Source organism: Calditrichota bacterium (assembly GCA_013151735.1).
In the GTDB taxonomy this organism is placed as follows: Bacteria; Zhuqueibacterota; JdFR-76; order JdFR-76; family BMS3Abin05; genus BMS3Abin05.
On sequence record JAADHR010000108.1, the window covers coordinates 1 to 19,581 of the forward strand.

The following is a 19,581-nucleotide window of genomic DNA, read 5'->3' on the forward strand; positions in this document are numbered from 1 at the left end:
CGCACCTATCGGCGCTATCACATACAGATTGGCTAATCTTAAACTAACAGCAGCAATAAATACAGTCCCGTAGGGACGATAGGTTTGTAGCTAATAAAAAAGAACAATTAAGAAGTCCCGTAGGGACGATAGGTTAATAACTGCTATGATTACACGGGACAGGAAAAAACTCTGATTTAAACACAACTCTTTGTAAAATCCCGAGCCGTATCAGGGCCGCTTTTTCATGGATTTTTAAACTTGATTTTTGTGGCTGGAATTCCTATTTTGAACGGTATTCATCGGCGGGGAATCCCAAAATCAGGGGTAAATGCCGTGTTTAAATATGATTTACAAATATTGTGCCAATTTATTATTTTGTCTTGACAATAATCCCTATTTGTCGTAAATTATTTCCTGTAATAAAATTATTTCCTGTAATAAAACGGAGGCTTTCTTATGGCAATTACAGTGGAAGATGTGGAAAAAATCGCAAAACTGGCGAAATTATCGTTTACTGATAAAGAAAAACAAAAATTTACGGAACAATTAAGTCAAATTATTTCATACGTTGAAAAGCTGAATGAGCTGGATGTGGAAGGTGTCCCGGCCACCTACCATGTTCTGGAAGTTAAAAATGTTTTCAGAAAGGATGAGGTAAAACCCTCCATGCCTCAGGAAGAGGTTCTGGAGAATGCACCCTCCAAAAAGAACGGCTATTTTAGCGTACCAAAAGTAATTGCACAGGAATAGCGCCTGACAATGGTGAAGAAACCCGATCACATGAGGGTGGTGGCCGTTATTCCGGCCCGGTACGCGGCAACTCGGTTTCCCGGAAAAGTGCTGGCGCCGATTTTGGGAAAGCCCATGCTTCAGTGGGTTTTTGAACAGACACAAAAGGCTGCTTTTTTGGATGATGTTTGGATCGCAACCGATCATCCGGACGTAAAGCGAGTTGCGGAATCCTTTGGCGCGCGTGTAATCCTGACCTCTGTTTCGGCCCGAAGCGGTACCGATCGCGTGGCTGAAGCGGTGGAAAAAGAATCTGTGGATCTGGTGGTCAATGTTCAGGGGGACGAACCCATGATTGACCCAGGGGCTATTGATGCGGCGGTCGAGCCGTTTTTTACGGACAGCCGGCTACAGGTTTCAACACTGGTGCGTCCGGCGCAAAGCCTGGAAGAAATGCAGGACATCAACACGGCGCGGGTCATTTTTGATCAAAATCATTTTGCGATCTACTTTACGCGCGGAATTATTCCCTACAATCGGGATGAAACGGATCGATCGCGCTGGCTGGAGCAGTTTAAATATTTTCAACATGTGGGTCTTTATGTATACCGGAAGGAATTTTTGCTCGAATTTGCCGGCTGGGAAGAATCAGAATTGGAGAAAATTGAAAAACTGGAACAGCTTCGGATTTTGGAACACGGGTACAAAATAAAGGTTGTTGAAACCGATTACGTCCCCATTTGTGTGGATGTGCCGGAAGATATTCCACGAGTGGAACGTGTTTTAAACACAATTCTTTGATCTCTGTAAAAATACGCAAGATAACGCGGCCGAAAAAAACATATCTTAATACGATTACGGACGGATTGGCAAAGATCTTAAATCAAAAAGGCGTTGAAGCGGTGATTGAAAAACAGACAAAATTTATTTTTATTACGGGCGGTGTGGTCAGTTCCCTTGGAAAGGGAATTGCCGCGGCATCACTGGGCATGTTGCTCAAATCGAGGGGACTCAAGGTAACGATTCAAAAATTTGATCCTTACATTAATGTGGATCCGGGAACGCTCAGCCCCTTTCAGCACGGGGAGGTTTTTGTGACCGATGACGGCGCCGAAACCGACCTGGACCTGGGGCACTATGAGCGTTTTATCGATACCAACATGACTCAAAAGAACAACACCACGACGGGACAGGTTTATTACACCGTCATTATGAAGGAGCGACACGGCGATTACCTTGGGAAAACCGTTCAGGTGATTCCTCACATTACCGATGAAATCAAACGCCGATGCTGGGATGTGGCCCGGAATGAACATCCGTTTGACGTGGTTATTACGGAAGTGGGAGGCACCGTCGGCGATATTGAGGGCCTTCCTTTTCTGGAGGCCATTCGGCAGTTTTGCCTGGATGTGGGGCGGGAGAATGCCATTAATATCCACCTGACACTTGTTCCCTACATTCGCCCGTCCGGCGAATTGAAAACGAAACCCACCCAGCACAGTGTAATGAAACTCCGTGAAATCGGCATTCAACCCGACATTTTGCTGTGCCGCACAGAATACCATCTGGAACAAGAAATTCGGGAGAAAATCGGCCTGTTTTGCAATGTGCCTGCCGAAGCCGTTATCGAAGCGCGGGATGTTGAAACCATCTACGAGGTTCCTCTTGTTCTCCACAACGAAAAATTAGATGAATTGGTGGTTCGAAAACTCGGCCTCAAAACCCCGCAGCCGGATATCAGTCGGTGGCGGCGCTTTGTTGAAAAGGTCAAAAATCCGTCTCAAACCGTCCGGATCGCAGTGGTTGGAAAATACATCAATCTGAAAGATTCCTACAAAAGTATTATTGAAGCCTTTGTTCATGCCGGTGTTGAAAACGACGCGCATGTGGAACTTGTTTGGGTGGATTCAGAGGATATTGAAGCCGGCGGCGCCGGAAAATATCTGCACGATGTGCAAGGCATTTTGATTCCGGGGGGATTCGGTACCCGGGGCATCGAAGGAAAAATTCAGGCGGTAGAATTTGCGCGTGTCAACCAGGTTCCCTTTTTCGGAATTTGTTTGGGATTGCAATGTGCCGTGATCGAATTTTCGCGGAATGTTTGTGAGCTCAAGCGGGCAAACAGCCGGGAGTTTGACCCCGAAACACCCCATCCTGTAATTGATTTTATGGAAGATCAGAAAGGCCTAAAGGACAAGGGCGGGACCATGCGCCTTGGAGCTTACCCCTGTGTGGTGAAAGAAGGAACGAAGGCCTTCGAGGCCTATCACGTGCGGGAAATCTCCGAACGCCACCGGCACCGGTACGAGCTAAACAACAAATACCGAAGCATTCTTCAGGAAAATGGGTTGGTTCTCAGCGGCATTTATCCCAAAGAAGACCTGGTTGAAATTGTCGAATTGCCCACACATCCCTGGTTTGTGGGGGTTCAATTTCACCCGGAACTTAAATCGCGGGTCAACAAAGCTCACCCCCTGTTTCGGGAATTTGTAAACGCTGCTCTTACCTATCAGCGAAAACAGGCGAACAAGACCGTCTCTGTTTAGGTCGATCGGTTTTGGTATTTTAGAACGGAATGATTGGGATAATGGAATGAAAATAATTGATGTTAATGGGATAAAAATTGGCGGAGGAAATCCGCTGGTTCTCATCGCAGGGCCGTGTGTGATTGAAGAAGAAAGTGTGGTTTTGGATGCGGCGGGTCAGATCAAGGAAATAGTGGACCGCCTGGGCATCCCCTGGATTTTTAAATCGTCTTACCAGAAAGACAACCGCTCGTCGGTGGATTTTTACCAGGGTCCCGGACTGGAAAAAGGCCTGAAAATTCTGCAAAAGGTCAAAGAGACCTACGGCGTGCCGGTGCTGTCGGACATTCACGATCACTGTCAGGCAGAAGCGGCGGCGGAGGTTCTGGATGTGATCCAGATTCCGGCCTACCTGTCCATGCAAACCAGCCTTACCCTGGCGGCTGCGCGGACCGGCAAGGTTGTCAATGTTAAAAAGGGGCAGTTTTTGCACCCGGAAGATGTGGGGAAAATCATCAAAAAGATCGAGAGTGTGGGAAATAAACAGATTATTTTAACCGAGCGGGGCAGCGTGTTCGGATACCACAATCTGGTAGTGGACATGCGCTCTTTCCCGATTATGCGTTCTTTTGGCTACCCGGTGATGTTTGATGTGACCCACTCGATTCGCATTTACGGGGTCCCGTCCTCCAATCCGGAAGGTGGTGAACCCTGGTTTGTGCCTTATCTGGCCCGGGCCGGTGTGGCTGCCGGTGTGGATGCCCTTTTTATTGAAACGCACCCGGATTGCAAAAATGCCCTGTGTGATGCCGCCAGCATGTGGCCCTTGCAAAAGCTGGAAGAACTGCTAACGCAGGTCAAACAGATTGACAATATGGTAAAACCCTGGTTGAATCCTTAATTCAGAATGATGGAAAACAGGATTGATCATCATGAGTTTTAGTGGAAAACATGTTGAAAAATGGGAAAAAACCCGAACAATCGGCTTTTTGAAGTTCATTATAATTTATGGGGCGCTAAGCTGGGGAATTTTAAGTGGCCTTTTTTATTTTTTAATCACAAGAATTTTTCAGCCGTCGACACCTGTGGTAAAGAATTTAATCGTATCGCTAATTCTGTTTCCTGTTGCGGGACTTCTCTGGGGGATGACGATGTGGTATATTGGAGAAAAGCGATATAAAAGGGAAAAAAATAACTAAAAAATTTCGGGCATTCGCGGCTGTATTTAAGTGGGAGAATCTTAACCATGCAATTTTTTATCGATTCGGCAGAGATTTCGGATATCGAAGAAGCTCTGTCGCTTAATTTGTGCGACGGCGTCACCACCAATCCCAGTCTGATTGCCAGATCGGGGCGCCGGTTGAAACCGGTCATTCAGGAGATTGCCGCCCGGGTAAACGGGCCTGTTCTGGCGGAAGTCGTCAGCACAACGACGGAAGGCATCGTTTCCGAAGGGCGTGAAATGGCCGAATGGGCGGAAAATGTGGTGATAAAGATTCCCGTCACACTGGAGGGGCTCAAGGCCATTCGCACGCTGGAGTCCGACGGAATTGCCACGGGTACCACCCTGGTGTTTTCGCCCTCGCAGGCGCTGCTGGCGGCAAAAGCCGGCACCCACTACGTGATCCCATTCGTAGGACGTCTGGACGACATCTCAGCAATGGGCGTGGGCCTGGTGGCGCAGGTTCAGGAAGCGCTTTCAAATTATGTGTTTGAAGCGGAAGTTCTGGCTGCCAGCATTCGAAATCCCAGGCACGTGGTGGAATGTGCCCTGGCGGGCGTACCGATTGTTACGGCTCCCCTGAGCGTGTACAAGCAAATGGTGAAACACCCGTTAACGGACCGTGGAATTCAGCGGTTCCTGGCCGACTGGGACTCTGCAAAGAAGGAGCTTCATGCCTAAATGAGTGATGAAGAGATCATTGAGCGCGGAAAGCAGGTTGTCCGCATCGAAGCCAGAGCACTGGAAGAGCTTGTCGACCAGGTGGATGCCTCTTTCGAAAAGGCCGTCAATCTGATTCGTCGCTCCAAGGGCCGGGTGATTGTGACGGGGATTGGGAAATCCGGCATCGTGGGAAGAAAAATTGCAGCCACACTCACTAGCACAGGAACAGCGGCTTTCTTTCTGCATCCAACAGAGGGTGCCCACGGCGACCTTGGGATGGTTCTCAAAGATGATGTGGTAATTTGCATTTCCAAAAGCGGCAGCACGGAAGAACTGGCCCAGCTCATCCCCATTTTAAAGCGCATTGGGGTTCCCATTATTGCCATGACGTCCAATCCGGATTCCGAACTGGCCCGAAAGAGCGATGTGACCATTACCGTACGCGTGCCCGAAGAAGCGTGTCCTTTTGATCTGGCACCCACTGCCAGTACCACGGCAACCATGGCCATGGGAGATGCTCTGGCCGTGGCGCTTCTGGAATTGCGGAATTTCAGTCTGGAAGATTTTGCCCGGCTGCATCCGGGCGGTAGTATTGGCCGAAGGCTCCTCCTCAGGATTGACGATGTTATGGCGACTGGAGACCGGGTGCCGAAAGTGGCTCCGGATCTTCCGCTAAAAGATGCGATTATGGAGATTACCTCAAAGCGTTTCGGAGCAACGAGCGTTGTGAACGGGCAGGGTAAACTGCTTGGCATTATTACCGATGGCGACGTCCGGCGTTTGATTGAGCGCAAAAAGGATCTGTGGGAGCTTCGGGCTGAGGAAATCATGACGAAAAATCCCATTACGGTAAAAATCGGGATTCTGGCGTCCGATGCCTTTAATCTGATGAAAATTCGGGCGATCAATTCTCTGCTTGTGGTGGATGCGGAAAATCATCTGGTGGGCATTGTTCATATTCACGATCTCTTAAAAGCAGGAATCTCTTGATCGATGGCCAAACCGCTGAAAAAACGCGTCAAAAATGATCTGATCTTTTTATTCGTCTTTTATTTGATCTTATTTGTTCGTCTTTTGCCGCGTGAGGCGGCGTTCAAGCTCTTTGAAAAATTGGGACAATTCAGCTACTACGTGATTTCCGATGCCCGGAACAAAATGATTGCCCATTTGACGCTTGCCTTTGGGAATCAAAAATCGCCTGCGGCCATTCGAAAAATGGCCAAGGAAACATTTGTGAATCTGGGCCGGAATGCCGTGGATGCGCTTCGGTTGCCCATTTACTCTTTGGCGGATTTGGAAAAAATTGTAGCCGCTGAAGGCCTGGATATTCTGGATCAGGTTCGTCGGGCCGGTCGCAGCATTATTTTGATTACCGGGCATATCGGTTCGTGGGAAGTGATGGCCGGCTATATTGCCATGAGGGGGTATCCGCTCTATGTTGTGGGGGCGCGGTTGTACGATCCCCGATTGGACCGATTGCTGCTAAAAATGCGGAAAAGCGGTGGATACATCAATATTCCCCGCGGCGGTTCCACAAAATTCCTGCTGCATATTCTGCATCGGCCCAATCTTCTCGGGTTGCTTATGGATCAGGATACACACGTTGCCGGAACCTTTGTGGATTTTTTCGGCAAGCCGGCTTACACACCTGTGGGGCCGGTGATCCTGGCTGAAAAAACCGGGGCCGCCCTGATCCCGATTTTTATTCAACTGGACAAAACCTACACGCACCGGATAAAAATCCTGCCCGAATTTAAAATGGTTTTGACCGGCGATAAACGAAGAGATGTCATGCAAAATACGCAGGGGTTGACCAAAATAATTGAAGAGTTTATCCGAACGGTTCCAACACAGTGGGTCTGGATGCACGAGCGCTGGAAAACCCGTCCGGAAGACGTTGAGCAGAGCCAATGAAACGTTTAACGAACTTACTGGTTGTTCTGGGGCTTGTCCCTTTTTTGGTGGCGGGCTGCGGCGAAAAGAAAACAACGGCCCCGCCTGCAAAACAGGTCAAGCCGGCCGCAGAAACCCCGGATCAGGAAGCCTGGAATTCGACGGTGATTACCACCAAAATGGGGCATATTACGGCGAAGGTCAAATACGGGCACATGAGTCGCTATTCTGATAAGCAGCTCATGAAATTTGACGAAGGCGTTAAGGTTTTTATCTACGATAAGAAGGGCCGGCTCAGTTCAACCGTTATTTCAGATCGGGGGCTTTTGAATGAAAAAACAGAGTTGGTGGAGGCCCTTGGCCACGTGGTGGCGCATTCGGATAGTGGGGCAACACTCTACACGGACCATCTGACTTACGATCACAAGAAAAATAAATTGTACACGGATGCATTCGTTAAAGTGACCACCAAAACAGATACGTTGTACGGTACCGGATTTGAATCGGATGAAAACCTAAAACACTGGGTTATTCGAAAACCGCGGGGTGTTTCCAGCCGCCCCGCAGCAATAAATGTGGAGAGCCATTTTCGAGGGAAGAAGCAAAAGCAGACTACCGCTGCAATCAAACCTTCGGCAGAAAAGACGAAATAAACTCTTTAATGAAAAGTCAAGAAGATGGCCCGTTACAGGTTCTTTGAAAAAATCGTTGGAAGTGTTTCCATTCTCATCCTCATTCTCGGATGGGGATTTCCCGCCTTTTCGCAGGAAAAGTCGATTAATCTGGCCCGGCTGATGCACGCCGATTCCCTTATTTTTCAGAAAAAAGACGGCCAGGAAATCTTTCGTTTTATGGGGAATGTGGTTTTCGAAAAGGGTTTCAAATCCCTGACGTGTGATCAGTCCGTTTATTATCGGCAACAGGCGTTCGCAATTTTCACCGGGAAGGTTGTTATGAATGATTCCGGCCGGATTTTACGGGCGGATGAGGTGATCTACTACCAGCGCCCGGAACGGGAAATCGCCAGAGGGCACGTCCGGTTTACCAACGGGAAGAAGGAACTGGCCTCAAATCTTCTTAAATATTCGGACGTCACTCAAAAGGCTCTTGCCACGCAGAACGTGGTGTTTCGGGATTCCCTCAATTCTATCGAGCTGTTTGCCGATAGCCTTATTTACTGGGTGGATAAGGATTACGGCGAGGCGAGGGGAAATCCAAAGCTGATTCGGAGGGATTCGACGGGAGCGGTAGAGGTTGAGATCCAATCCCGAAAACTGGCGTATGACGGCAACAAATCCGTAGCGGTGGCGCTTAAAGATGTAAAAATTACCAGGGGGGATGTTATCAGTTTTGCCGCAATTGCCCGATATTATAATTCTGAAGATAAGATTGTGATTACCGGGAAACCGAAAGTCTACCAGCGGGAAGATACCATGACAGCGGATTCAATTGAGATTTTTATTCACGGAAAGCATCTGGAGCGCGTCCATCTGATTGGGCATGGCCGCATGAGTTCAAAAAGGCATCTCCATCAAAAGATTTTGGAAGATTGGCTTTCCGGTCAGGATATCTGGATGAGCTTTAAGGAAGATACGCTGAGGGAAGTGACTGTGCAGGATCAGGCCATCAGTCTCTATCATGTGATAGAAGATGGAAAAGAAAAGGGCATTAATCAGGTTCTGGGGGATTGGCTGAAAATTCAGTTCCAAAAGGGGGATGTGAAGAAAGTGATTATCAAAAGCACACCGGGGCGCTCGCGCGGAAAATTCTATCCGCCCGGTGCAAAAGTGCAGCCCTTGAAACCATAAAGGAAACTGTCGAAAAAATGTCCGTATTAAAGGCCGAAAATCTGGTTAAATTTTATGGAAAACGAAAGGTCGTAAAGGGCGTTTCCATTGATGTCAAACAATCGGAAATTGTGGGGCTGCTGGGTCCGAACGGAGCCGGAAAAACCACCACCTTTTACATGATTACCGGAATGATTCGGCCGAATACCGGAACCATTATTCTGGATGATCGGGACCTCACGCGGCTGCCGATGTACAAACGGGCCCGTCTGGGGATTGGTTATCTGCCGCAAGAGCCGTCCATTTTCCGGAAATTGACCGTGGAAGAAAACATCCTGGCGATTCTTGAGATGCTTCCTATTTCCAAACAGGAACGTCGTCGGCGTCTGGAAATGCATCTCTCCGATCTTGGGGTAACCCATGTGGCCAAAAATAAGGGCTATAATCTTTCAGGAGGCGAAAGACGGCGGGTGGAAATAGCCCGGGCTCTGGTAACCCATCCCAAATTTTTACTGCTGGATGAGCCTTTTGCCGGCATCGATCCGATTGCCGTGGAGGATATCCAGAAAATTGTGAGCCAATTGCGGGAAAAAGGAATCGGCATTCTCATTACAGATCACAATGTGCACGAAACGCTGTCCATTACGGACCGGGCCTATCTTTTGTACGACGGACGTGTTTTAAAGGCGGGTTCGGCAGAATTTCTGGCCAGCGATGCGGAAGCCCGCCGGCTTTATCTGGGGGATAAATTTCGCCTGAATCGCTGAAAAACAAAGCCTGAGCCCAAAGAAACGGGACGGATGCAAAAAATAGAAACGGGCCGCCCGGCTCAAAGGGATGCAAAAACATTCCTGAGCCGAAAGAACCGGCCTTAATGGGGTGAGCAATTTGGAGGCTTTATTCCTATTTGAAATCGAAGGATTTTTCATTTAACTTTAATCTGGACGAAAATGCAGGTGAAACAATCGAGCCGAAAGCAGATGGTGATAAACTAAGTTAGGTGGTTTTATGTTAAATGTTTCGCAAAGACTGTCTCTGCAGCAGAAGCAGTCACCGCAACAGGTCTTGCTGTCAACGCTCTTGCAGCTTCCCTTACTGAATCTGGAACAGCGTATTAAAATGGAACTGGAGATCAACCCCCTTCTGGAAGAGGTCCAGGAAACGGATCTGGAAGAAGAGATGGAAGAGGAAGATATTCCCGAACTGAAACTGGAACAGGAAAAGGAAAAGGAAGACGGCTCTGAAGAGGCTGCTGAGGAGGAGAAAGAAGTTACCGTTGAAGAACAGGATGAAATTGATTGGGATCAGGTGCTGGGCGACGATGAAAAAGATGAATTCCGGATTCCGCGGGACTCCAATGTGGAAGAGTACGAGCGCCCCAAAGTCAATCAAATTTCACTTACAGATAAATTGTTGGAACAGCTTCACATGATTTCCGGTCTGACCGATGAGGAAGTGGCGATCGGAGATTACATCATCTGGAATATCAACAGCGACGGCTATTTGCTGAGTGATGTGAACGACATCGCCGAGAATCTTGGCGTCCCGGTTGAAAAGGTGGAGGAGGTTCTGAAGATCATTCAATCCTTTGATCCTCCCGGAATTGGCGCAAGAGACCTGCGGGAATGTTTGCTGATTCAACTTCGGGAAAAAAATGGCAGCAAAGAAGCCATTGAAATTTTGGAAAAATACTACGAGGATTTCAAGAACAAGCGCTTTGAGAAGCTGGCAAATAAAATGAAAGTGCCCATTGAAACCATTAAAAAGGCGCTTGAGGAAATCTCAAAACTCAATCCAAAACCGGGAGAGGGGTATTTTGCTCCTGAGTTGAATTCGGTGGTTCCGGATGTCATTGTGGAGCGGGTGGATGATGATTTCATCATTAGCCTGAACGATGCCTACGTTCCGCGGTTGCGCATCAACAAAATGTACCGAAAAATGCTGACCAACCGCAAGGGCACCCCAAAGGATGTCAAAGATTACATCCGGAAACGGCTGGAGGCGGCCCGCTGGCTCATCAACTCCATCGAGCAGCGCCGGGCAACGATTTTGCGGGTCATGCATTCCATTGTTGAACATCAACGGGATTTCTTCGAAAAGGGTCCGGGAAATCTGAAGCCCATGATCCTGAAAGATATTGCCGAGGATGTGGGAATGGATATCTCGACCATCAGCCGGGTGACCAACGGGAAATATGTTCAAACGGATTTCGGTGTGTTTGAGCTGAAGTCGTTTTTCAGCGAGAAAATGCGGAAGTCCAGCGGGGAAGAAATCTCGAATCGGGTCATTAAGGATCGCATTCGGGAGATTATTGAAAACGAAAATCACAAAAAGCCGTTTAATGATGATAAAATTGTCGAAATTTTAAAAAGCGAAGGAATCCCGATTGCGCGGCGTACCGTAGCCAAGTACCGCGAACAAATGGGAATTCCCGTAGCCCGGCTCAGACGGCAAATCTAAAATTTTGAAATGAAAGGATAACTCATTGGAACAGCTCTACGCAACAACAATTTTAGGCATTCGAACAGATAAAGGCGTGGCTATTGGCGGGGACGGGCAGGTTACGTTTGGAAACACCGTGATGAAGGCAACGGCCCGAAAGGTACGAAAAATGTACAACGATACGATTCTGGCAGGGTTTGCCGGAGCGGCGGCGGACGCCTTTACGCTTTTTGAAAAATTTGAAGCCAGACTTTCGGAATATCGGGGAAACCTCTACCGGTCGGCGGTGGAATTAGCGAAGGAATGGCGAACGGATAAGTACCTGCGCCGTCTGGAGGCTATGCTGGCGGTTCTGGACAAGGAACATGCGCTCATTATTTCGGGAACGGGCGACGTGATTGAGCCCGACGACATGATTATTGCCATTGGCTCAGGCGGCCCGTATGCCCTGGCCGCGGCCCGCGCCTTGCGAAATCACACAAACTTAAATGCGGAAGAATTGGTACGCGAGGCCTTAACCCTTGCTTCTGAAATCTGCATTTACACCAACTCAAACATTGTGATCGAAACCCTTTAAAAAATTGAAGACAGGACAGTGACGATGAAAAAGGAAATGAAAGAATTAACCCCTCGAGAAATTGTAAATGAACTGGACAAATATATCATTGGGCAGGACAAAGCTAAGAAGTCGGTTGCTATTGCCTTGCGAAACCGCTGGCGCCGGCTGCAGGTAACGAATGAGCTTCGGGAAGAGATCATGCCGAACAACATTATTATGATCGGCCCGACCGGTGTCGGAAAAACAGAAATCGCCCGGCGTCTGGCGAAATTGGCCGGAGCTCCGTTTATTAAAGTGGAAGCCTCGAAATTTACGGAAGTGGGGTACGTGGGACGCGATGTGGAATCGATGATTCGCGATCTGGTCGATTTCGCCGTCAATATGGTAAAAGCCGAACGCACCGAAGAAGTCCAGCCAAAAGCCCGGCAAATTGCCGAGGAACGCCTGTTGGACCTCCTGTTACCGCCCATTCGCCGAAAACAGGAAGATCGGGAATTTGAAGTGGGGGAGGAAGTTGAAATTCAAGAAATGCGCGAAAAAAACCGGGAAAAACTGCGCAATCTCCTAAAAGAGGGAAAACTGAAGGACCGGGTTGTGGAACTGGAAATTCCAAAATCTCAAAACCCCATGATGCAGATTATCTCGCCCGTGGGCGTGGAGGAAATGGGATTTAATTTCCAGGATCTCCTGGGGGGAATGATGCCCAAAAAGGTCAAAAGGCGAAAAATGACCGTTGACGAAGCTGAAGAGTACCTCACGCAGGAAGAGGCCCAAAAGCTCATCGATATGGACGATGTGATTAAGCAGGCCATCGACCGGGTGGAAAATTCAGGAATCGTTTTCCTGGATGAGATTGATAAAATTGCGGGAGGAAAATCCTCCGCCGGCCCGGATGTGTCCAGAGAAGGCGTTCAGCGCGACCTGTTGCCGGTGGTGGAAGGCACCAACGTCATTACCAAATACGGAATGGTGAAAACGGATCACATCTTGTTTATTGCTTCCGGGGCGTTTCACGTGTCCAAGCCGTCTGACCTGATTCCGGAATTGCAGGGACGTTTTCCCATTCGTGTGGAGTTGGAAAGCCTGACGGAAGAGGATTTCGTGAGAATCCTGACGGAACCCCAGAATGCACTGATTAAACAGTACACGGCTCTGCTATCGACTGAGGGTGTTTCGCTGAGTTTTACGAAAGATGCCATTAAGGAGATTGCCCACATTGCATCGGAAGTAAATGACCGGACAGAAAATATCGGAGCCCGACGGCTTCATACCATTATGACCACATTGCTGGAAGACATTCTTTTTAACGTGCCGAATGTGAAGGAAAAAGAGATTAAAATCGATAAAAAACAAGTGCATGCCACCCTGGATGAAATTGTTGAGAACGAGGACCTAAGTCGATACATTCTTTAAATTGAAGGAGGAAGTGGTGAAACGAGATTTTTTGGCAATTACGGATTTCACACGGGATGAAATCCTCGAAATATTGGAAATGGCGAAAGAATTAAAAAAAGTCCAGAAAAATGGCAAGGACTACAAGCCGTTAAAAGGCAAGTCGATGGCCATGATTTTTCAAAAACCTTCTGCGCGTACGCGGGTTTCGTTTGAAACGGGAATGTACCAGTTAGGGGGACATGCCATTTATTTGTCGCCGACCGACATTCAAATTGGCAAACGGGAAGCTGTTTCGGACATTGCCCGTGTTTTATCCCGTTACAACGATATTATCATGGCCCGGCTGTTTGGTCACGAGGACATTCTGGAGCTGGCAGAATTTGCCACCGTGCCGGTTATCAATGCGTTGACGGATTTGCTGCACCCCTGCCAGGTTGTAAGCGATGTGTTGACCATTATCGAGAAAAAGGGCAGTTTGGAGAAGCTTAAAATCGCTTACATCGGCGATGGAAATAATGTGGCCAATTCCTGGCTGAATATGGCCTCCCGTTTGCCGATGAATCTGGTGTTTGGTATTCCGGAGGGGTATGAACCGGACAAGGAAATTTTTTCGATGGCAAAAAAGGCGGGAATCAGTCAGATTGAACTCTACCACAACCCCAAAATGGCAGCCAAAAATGCCGATGTCATTTACACCGATGTTTGGGCCAGCATGGGTCAGGAAAAAGAACAGGATCTGCGACGGGAGATTTTTAAGGAATATCAGATTGACGACGACATGGTTCAACTGGCCGACGATGACGTTATTGTCATGCACTGTCTGCCCGCACACCGGGGAGACGAAATCACCGACAGCGTCATCGATGGACCGCATTCGGTGGTATTCGATCAGGCTGAAAATCGGCTTCACGCCCAGAAAGCCATTCTCATAAAACTGCTGGGATCGGAATAGACGCGATGGCCTCATTAGAAGTTTCTCGCTTTAAGGAACGTGATTCGGAAGCCTGGGATCGGTTTGTGGAGAGTGCCAACAACGGCACTCTTTTCCACACCCGTAAGTTTTTGGGATACCATCCGCCGGATCGCTTTACCGACCATTCCCTTATTTTCTGGAACGGTTCGAAAATCGCCGCCGTTTTTCCGGCGGCCGAATACGTGGAAAATGAGGCCCGGATTCTCCATTCGCATCCGGGTGCGTCCTACGGGGGATGGGTGGTGCCGCGGGATATTCATTTGAAACGGTCGTTTGATCTGGTTCAGGCACTGATCCGGTACGCACGCAGCGAAAACTTCCGTAAAATTGATCTTACGTTTGCACCGATCTTCTACTCGCACGAAATCAACAATTATTTGGATTTTTCGCTTTTTATGAACGGATTTACCTATCGCAAGCGAGAGGTGTCCAGTTTCGTAACGCTCAATTTTACCGAGGATACCGTTCTGCAAAAGTTTAAGCCGGAATCCCGAACGGCAGTGCGCCGCGCGATGAAATTGGGGGTCACCATTCGTGATTCCAACGATTTTCCCCAATTTTATGAGATCCTGAAAAAAAATCTGAAAATGCGTCACAATGTGCAACCCACCCACACCCTGGACGAACTCCTTTTGCTGAAGAAAATGTTTCCGGATAAAATCCACCTGTACGGGGCGTACCTTGACGATCGGATCATTGCCGGTGTGGTGATGTTTCACTGCAATCCGCTGGTCAATCTGGCCTTCTACATCAGTCACGATGAAGCCTACCAGCAGTACCGGCCGGTCAATTTGCTTTTTTACGAGGTGTTTAAGAAAACGATTCGCCAGGGATTCCGCTATTTCGATTTTGGTATTTTTACCGTAAATATGGAGCCCAACTGGGGACTCGCCCGCTTTAAGGAAAATTTTGGCTCGAAAGGAATTTTCCGCGACACGTTTGTAAAGGTTCTTTAAAAAACGATGTGGGAGGCGGCATTTGACTAAGATTTTGCACATAGCTCCCTTTAATGTGGCCGGTGTTCCCATCACGTTTGTAAAGGCCGAACGCGAACAGGGCTTTTTCAGCCGCCTGATTACTCTGGCTCCCCATCCCTTTGGCTACGAAGAAGACATTTGTCTGAACCTGCCTTTTGCCGATTTATCGCGCTATTTCTGGATCAAAAAAATACTGACGCCTGCGCAGAGGCTTCGTGTGGAAAATGTTCATCGGATACCGGAGAAAATTCCTCTCCTCTGGAGGCCGGGTGCCGGCGAAAAATGGCTCATTGCCTTTCGTGAAACGCTCTGGGCAGGCAAAATCAAACGCCTGCAGGAAGAAATTGATTTCTGGAATTTCGATGTGTACCAATTGGATGGGGGATTGGAATTTTTCCGGGACGGACGCACGGTTCGGCAGCTTAAGAACAGAGGGAAGAAAATTATCTGCTGTTACACGGGAAGCGATCTGCGGGTGCGGGGAGTGATCCCCGAAATTGATGCGAGCGCAGACCTGACGGTGACGGTCGAATTCGATCACCTCTTTTACCATCCGGCCATTCACCACGTATTTTTTCCCTTTTTGCCGGAGAAATTTCACGTTTCTGAAAAGCCAACTTCCGGTACCCTTCGGATCGGGCATGCCCCGTCCAATCGACAGGCAAAGGGCACGGACCAAATTCTGAAATCTCTGGAAAATCTAAAAAGAGACTTCCCGATAGAGATTGTCTTGATCGAAGGTTTGGCGTATCGGGACGCCCTGAATGTAAAGCAGACGTGCGATCTTTTTGTCGATCAGATCGGCGATTTGGGGTACGGCATAAATGCGCTTGAAGCCCTGGCCATGGGGATTCCCACGGCCACCTCTCTGGTGAAGGGCTTTGCCGAAGCCTATCCCGACCATCCCTTTATTGATATTTCCGATGGAAAGATTGAAGAAAAACTGCGTCCGTTTCTGGGGGATTCAAAACTGCGGAAGGAAAAAGCCGTGCAGGGCCGCCGCTGGCTGGAAGCCCACCACGATGCCAGAAAGGTGGTACACCGGATTCACGAACTGGCCGGGATGGGGTAGATTGGGTGGATTGAGTTGTTGGGTTGATTGGGTTGATAGGGTTGGTTGAGTTGTTGGGGTTAATTGAGTTAATAGAGTTGGTTGAGTTGGTGGGTTGATTGGGTTGGTGGAGTTGATTGGGTTGGTGGAGTTAATTGGGTTGTAGGGTTGGTTGAGTTGGTGGGTGACTTGGTCTGAAATCTGTGAAAATGAAAGCCGATTTAGGGATTGACGATGCCTCTTGCAAAAATTTTAATCGGAACGTCGGGGTACAGTTTTGAAGACTGGAAGGGCGTGTACTACCCGGCAGATATTCCGAAGGGGAAAATGCTTGATTATTACGCAAAGGATTTTAAAACGGTGGAGATCAATTCCACCTATTACCGCATTCCCAATCAGGCGGTTTTTTATCATCTGAATCGGAAAACCCCGCCGGATTTTGAATTTATCTCCAAAGTTCACCAGGATGTAACTCACAAACGGCAGGGGGTTGAGGAATCGATGGGAAATCTGCATGACGTGTTGACCCCCCTGAAAACGGCCGGGAAATTGAAGGGGTTTTTGGCCCAATTCCCCTGGGGATTTAAATACACACCACAGAATTTAGAATATCTTCAAAAAATTAAAGAGCTGTCCGGCGTGTATCCCCTTTTTGTGGAATTTCGAAACCGAAGCTGGGTTCGGGACAATGTGTACCAATTTCTGGAAGACCACCAGATTGGCTACTGCAATGTGGATGAACCCCGCTTTAAATCACTGATTCCTCCACAGGATATTGCGACAACGCCCATCGGGTATGTGAGATTTCACGGCAGGAATACCCAGAACTGGTGGGGGCAGTCCGGCGGCGACCGCTACGATTACGATTACTCTCCGGAAGAACTCTCGGAATGGCTGGGGCGTATCCGGTCGCTGGCACAAAAAACGCAGAAAACCTATCTTTTTTTTAACAACTGTCACCTTGGGCACGCCGTAATTAACGCCAGGCAGATGGAAACCCTTCTGCGGGAGCAGGGGTTGTTGGATCTGGGGACGCCGGCTTCATGAAGACCAGGCTGAATTGGGTGTTTGTTAATTCCATTCAAATGTTCGCGGGTGGCGAAATTTGGATGCTGACAGCCATGCGGGGATTGCGGGACCGGGGCCATCGGATTAGCTTGATTTGCCGCCCGGGGACGGAATTGGCCCGGCGCGCGGCCGAGGATGGGTTCCCGGTTTTTACGATGTCTTTTCGCGGCGACTTCGACCCGGTCTCTATTCTGAAAGCAGCCAAGATTCTTCGAAAGCTTCGCCCTGACGGCATTCTTACAAATATGGACAAAGAACTCCGCATTGCGGGCCTGGCCGCTAAAATAGTGGGTGTACCGGTTGTACTGCCGCGCAGGGGAAGTGACTATCCCCTGAAAAATCATCTGGCGTACCGGTTTAGCTACACCAAACTGGCAACGGCTGTTTTGGCCAATTCGGAATCCACTAAACGAACCCTTCTGAAAAACGCCCCCTGGTTGCCGCCGCAACGGGTTCGGGTGATCTACAACGGCATCAATCCGGAGCCCTATCTTTCCCCGCCCAAAAAGAATCTGCGGGAGGAATGGGGTATTTCCGAAAATGATTTTGTGGTGGGTTTTGTGGGACAGTTGGATGAAAGAAAGGGGATTCAGGATCTGCTGGAGGGATTTCGGCAATTTGTTGAGACCCGAAAAGAAGCGACACTGTTTTTGTGCGGCGCAGGGCCGTTACAGAGCAAGGTGGAACAATTTGCCCGGGAGAACGGTCTTGAATCCCGGATAAAATTGGCCGGATTTCGAAATGACATTCCGGAGGTCATGAAAATGATTGACGTTCTGGTGCTGCCCTCGCTGTGGGAGGGGTTTGGCATTGTGGTTATTGAGGCCATGGCCGCGGCCCGGCCGGTCATTGTTTCCCGGGCCAGCAATCTGCCCGAAATTGTGTCGGAACGGGAGGGAATCCTCGTGCCGCCGCATGCCCCACAGGAACTTGCACGGGCCTTTGAACGTCTGGCCGCTCAGCCAGACCTGCGCCGGAAACTGGGAAAAAACGGCCGGGAACGGGTTCAGCGATTTTTTACACGGGATCGAATGATCCGTGCCCTGGAATCCTATTTTTTTGAACTGGTGAATGAAAGGCAAAAATGAGTTTCTGGAAACCCATCGAGCAGTTTTTTAAAAGGAAAAGCATGGGACTTTTGGAATGGGTGCTCAAACGAAAGCCTCTCCATCCGTCGCAGGTGGACTGGAAATCCATTCACAAAATTCTCGTTATTCGCCAGCACGATCAGTTGGGTGATTTTCTGCTTTCCACACCCGTTCTCCGGGCACTTCGGGACCGTTTTCCACAAGCGGAAATCTCTCTGCTGGTTCGAAGCTATCAGGAACCCGTGGCGCGCAACAATCGAAATTTGAATGACATTTTGGTGTTTCAGGAAGTGGGCTACAGATGGCGCCCGAAAAGCCTGTGGTCATTTCTGCGAAAGCTCCGGTCCGGATTTGATCTGGTGGTTGTGTTGAATACGGTTTCCCATTCAAATACTTCGGATGTTTTGGCCTGGCTCACGGGGGCCCGATATATTTTAGGGTCGTCACATCTGCGGTTTCCGGGAACCAGCCGGAATTTCTTCTACAATCTGGAAGTACCTTACCAGGATGACGGGAAGCACCAGAGTGTGAAAAATCTGGAAATCGTGTCCTATCTGAATGTTTCCACAACAAATTTCCGGGAAGAAATCACCCTGTTACCGGAGGAGCAGGCCTGGGCCAGACGCTATCTGAAGAAATTGAAATTTACATTTGATCGGCCGATTCTTGGCATTCACCCCGGAGCCGGGAAGATTGAAAATCGCTGGCCGGTTGAAAAGTTTGCCGAAACGGCAGAACGTTTCGGAAGGAAACACGGGGCTCAAATTGCCATTTTCCACGGCCCGAGTGAAAAAGCGCTTGCCGACAGGCTTTTAAAAGAGGTCACGGTTCCTGCCAAAATTATTTCGGACCTCACATTGCGTGAGTTTGCTGCGGTTATTTCACAGGCGGATTTGTTTTTAGGAAATGACACGGGAACTACTCATGTAGCGGCTGCAGTGGGCACGCCTCTGGTTGTGATTTTTGGTCCGACGGATCCCAACCAGTGGAAACCGTGGGGCGCGGAGTTTGTTGCCATCCGGGGGATTGACGAACGCTGCGAATCCGTTTCCGTGGAAGACGTGGTGACCGCCGGAGAACAGCTTCTCCTGAAAAAAGGAATCGCCCTGAATCAGACCTGACCCTTCAACTTTTCCCCTTAATCCGATTATTCCACCAAAAGAGTCAGACAAGAATCAATCCGGATTCGGAAAATCGGCAAAACAATCGCGTGACTGTTTACAGGAT

The 19,581-nt window shown here is 48.9% G+C and carries 19 protein-coding genes; all 19 read left to right on the forward strand.

From position 1 onward, the window contains the following. Positions 1-438 precede the first annotated feature (438 nt). Positions 439-732, forward strand: coding sequence for an Asp-tRNA(Asn)/Glu-tRNA(Gln) amidotransferase subunit GatC (gene gatC, locus GXO76_07370; protein ID NOY77671.1), 294 nt, complete (start codon positions 439-441; stop codon positions 730-732). A 30-nt stretch (positions 733-762) separates the two neighbouring features. After that, complete coding sequence (gene kdsB, locus GXO76_07375; protein NOY77672.1) at positions 763-1,512, forward strand: 3-deoxy-manno-octulosonate cytidylyltransferase; 750 nt, start codon at positions 763-765, stop codon at positions 1,510-1,512. A 104-nt stretch (positions 1,513-1,616) separates the two neighbouring features. Next, entirely contained in the window at positions 1,617-3,257 is a 1,641-nt protein-coding gene (locus GXO76_07380; GenBank protein ID NOY77673.1) for a CTP synthase, read from the forward strand. Positions 3,258-3,303: 46 nt separating this feature from the next. Continuing rightward, positions 3,304-4,137 (forward strand): 3-deoxy-8-phosphooctulonate synthase, encoded by an 834-nt coding sequence (kdsA, locus tag GXO76_07385; protein ID NOY77674.1) that lies wholly within the window; start codon positions 3,304-3,306, stop codon positions 4,135-4,137. A gap of 345 nt (positions 4,138-4,482) precedes the next feature. After that, positions 4,483-5,139 carry a fructose-6-phosphate aldolase gene (gene fsa / locus GXO76_07390; GenBank protein NOY77675.1) on the forward strand — a complete coding sequence of 219 codons (657 nt, stop codon included), beginning with the start codon at positions 4,483-4,485 and terminating at the stop codon, positions 5,137-5,139. Beyond that, positions 5,140-6,111 (forward strand): KpsF/GutQ family sugar-phosphate isomerase, encoded by a 972-nt coding sequence (locus tag GXO76_07395; GenBank protein NOY77676.1) that lies wholly within the window; start codon positions 5,140-5,142, stop codon positions 6,109-6,111. A 3-nt stretch (positions 6,112-6,114) separates the two neighbouring features. Further along, positions 6,115-7,035, forward strand: coding sequence for a lysophospholipid acyltransferase family protein (locus tag GXO76_07400; protein NOY77677.1), 921 nt, complete (start codon positions 6,115-6,117; stop codon positions 7,033-7,035). Continuing rightward, positions 7,032-7,667: an LPS export ABC transporter periplasmic protein LptC gene (gene lptC / locus GXO76_07405; protein ID NOY77678.1), complete on the forward strand. Its 636-nt coding sequence runs from the start codon at positions 7,032-7,034 to the stop codon at positions 7,665-7,667. The genes GXO76_07400 and lptC overlap by 4 nt, the downstream gene beginning before the upstream one ends. A gap of 24 nt (positions 7,668-7,691) precedes the next feature. After that, the gene (locus GXO76_07410; GenBank protein ID NOY77679.1) at positions 7,692-8,822 is read left to right on the forward strand and encodes a hypothetical protein; all 1,131 of its coding nucleotides are present in this window, start codon (positions 7,692-7,694) and stop codon (positions 8,820-8,822) included. Positions 8,823-8,839: 17 nt separating this feature from the next. Next, a complete protein-coding gene (gene lptB / locus GXO76_07415; GenBank protein ID NOY77680.1) occupies positions 8,840-9,568 on the forward strand; it encodes an LPS export ABC transporter ATP-binding protein in 729 nt (242 codons plus the stop codon). 241 nt (positions 9,569-9,809) lie between these two features. After that, the gene (gene rpoN / locus GXO76_07420; protein NOY77681.1) at positions 9,810-11,261 is read left to right on the forward strand and encodes an RNA polymerase factor sigma-54; all 1,452 of its coding nucleotides are present in this window, start codon (positions 9,810-9,812) and stop codon (positions 11,259-11,261) included. 25 nt (positions 11,262-11,286) lie between these two features. After that, positions 11,287-11,820 carry an ATP-dependent protease subunit HslV gene (hslV, locus tag GXO76_07425; protein ID NOY77682.1) on the forward strand — a complete coding sequence of 178 codons (534 nt, stop codon included), beginning with the start codon at positions 11,287-11,289 and terminating at the stop codon, positions 11,818-11,820. A 36-nt stretch (positions 11,821-11,856) separates the two neighbouring features. After that, positions 11,857-13,215, forward strand: coding sequence for an ATP-dependent protease ATPase subunit HslU (gene hslU / locus GXO76_07430; protein ID NOY77683.1), 1,359 nt, complete (start codon positions 11,857-11,859; stop codon positions 13,213-13,215). A 16-nt stretch (positions 13,216-13,231) separates the two neighbouring features. Further along, positions 13,232-14,149, forward strand: a complete 918-nt coding sequence (gene argF / locus GXO76_07435) for an ornithine carbamoyltransferase (protein ID NOY77684.1) — start codon at positions 13,232-13,234, stop codon at positions 14,147-14,149. 5 nt (positions 14,150-14,154) lie between these two features. After that, positions 14,155-15,126 (forward strand): GNAT family N-acetyltransferase, encoded by a 972-nt coding sequence (locus GXO76_07440; GenBank protein ID NOY77685.1) that lies wholly within the window; start codon positions 14,155-14,157, stop codon positions 15,124-15,126. 22 nt (positions 15,127-15,148) lie between these two features. Further along, complete coding sequence (locus GXO76_07445; GenBank protein ID NOY77686.1) at positions 15,149-16,219, forward strand: glycosyltransferase family 4 protein; 1,071 nt, start codon at positions 15,149-15,151, stop codon at positions 16,217-16,219. A 213-nt stretch (positions 16,220-16,432) separates the two neighbouring features. Continuing rightward, complete coding sequence (locus tag GXO76_07450; protein NOY77687.1) at positions 16,433-17,245, forward strand: DUF72 domain-containing protein; 813 nt, start codon at positions 16,433-16,435, stop codon at positions 17,243-17,245. Beyond that, a complete protein-coding gene (locus GXO76_07455) occupies positions 17,242-18,354 on the forward strand; it encodes a glycosyltransferase (GenBank protein NOY77688.1) in 1,113 nt (370 codons plus the stop codon). Before GXO76_07450 ends, GXO76_07455 begins: the two co-directional genes overlap by 4 nt. Positions 18,355-18,395: 41 nt before the next feature. After that, the gene (locus GXO76_07460) at positions 18,396-19,475 is read left to right on the forward strand and encodes a glycosyltransferase family 9 protein (GenBank protein ID NOY77689.1); all 1,080 of its coding nucleotides are present in this window, start codon (positions 18,396-18,398) and stop codon (positions 19,473-19,475) included. The last annotated feature ends 106 nt before the right edge of the window (positions 19,476-19,581 follow it).